The 1,104-nt window shown below is 74.4% G+C and carries 1 protein-coding gene; it reads left to right on the top strand.

Annotated elements, in window-relative coordinates; translation table 11 throughout:
- A partial coding sequence (locus AOK00_RS35570) for an MFS transporter (protein ID WP_055604235.1) occupies nt 1-1,104 on the top strand: 1,104 nt, incomplete at both ends.

Below are 1,104 nucleotides of genomic sequence, written 5' to 3'. Positions count from 1 at the left end.
GCCGACACCCGCCTCGCCCCCGGCGCCCCCGGTTACCGCCGCATGAGCCTCGCGCTCTTCGCCGCCGGCCTCGCCGCCTTCGCGCTCCTCTACTCGACGCAGGCCCTCCTCCCGGCCGTCTCGGCCGAGTTCGGCGCCACCGCCTCCGCCGCCTCCTGGACCGTCTCGGCCGCGACCGGCGCCCTGGCCCTGTGTGTGCTCCCGCTCAGCGCCCTCTCGGAGCGCTTCGGCCGGCGCAGGATGATGATCGCCTCCCTGTCGGTCGCGGTCGGCATCGCGCTCCTCGTGCCGCTCGCCCCGAACCTGGAGTCCCTGATCGCCCTCCGCGCGATCCAGGGCGCCGCGCTCGCCGGGCTGCCGGCCTCCGCGATGGCCTTCCTCGCCGAGGAGGTCCGCCCCAAGGCGCTGATCGCCGCGATCGGCCTGTTCGTGGCGGGCAACTCGATCGGCGGCATGAGCGGCCGGCTGGTGACCGGCTGGGTGGCCCAGATGTGGGGCTGGCGGGCGGGTCTGGCCGCCGTCGGTCTGACGTCCCTGCTGTGCGTACTGGTCTTCCGGGCGCTGCTGCCGAAGGCACGGCACTTCACGCCGGGCACGCTCAACCCGAAGGTGCTCGCCCGGACCGTGCGGACGCACCTCGCGGACCCGCTGCTGATGCGTCTCTATGCGATCGGCGCCCTGTTCATGACGGTGTTCGGCGCGGTGTACACCGTGATCGGCTACCGCCTGGTCGAGGCCCCGTTCTCACTGCCGCAGGGCGTGATCGGCTCGATCTTCCTGATCTACCTGGTCGGCACGGTCTCCTCCGCCGCCGCAGGCCGGCTCGTCGGCCGGCTCGGCCGGCGCGGGGCCCTGTACCTGGCGGTCTCCACCACCGCCGCGGGCCTGCTGCTCTCGCTCTCCGACGCGCTGCCGGCGGTCCTCGCGGGCCTCGTCCTGATCACGGCCGGCTTCTTCGCGGGCCACGCGGTCGCCTCCTCGTCGGTGAGCCGTACGGCCACGACGGGCCGCGCGCAGGCCTCGGCGCTCTACCAGTCCGCGTACTACCTGGGCAGCAGCGTGGGCGGCACGCTCGGCGCGATCGCGTTCCACGCGGGCGGGTGG

The sequence above is a fragment of the Streptomyces aureus genome (assembly GCF_001418135.1).
Lineage (GTDB): Bacteria > Actinomycetota > Actinomycetes > Streptomycetales > Streptomycetaceae > Streptomyces > Streptomyces aureus_A.
Note: the sequence above shows the minus strand (reverse complement) of the source record. Positions and strands in the feature narration are given on the sequence as shown.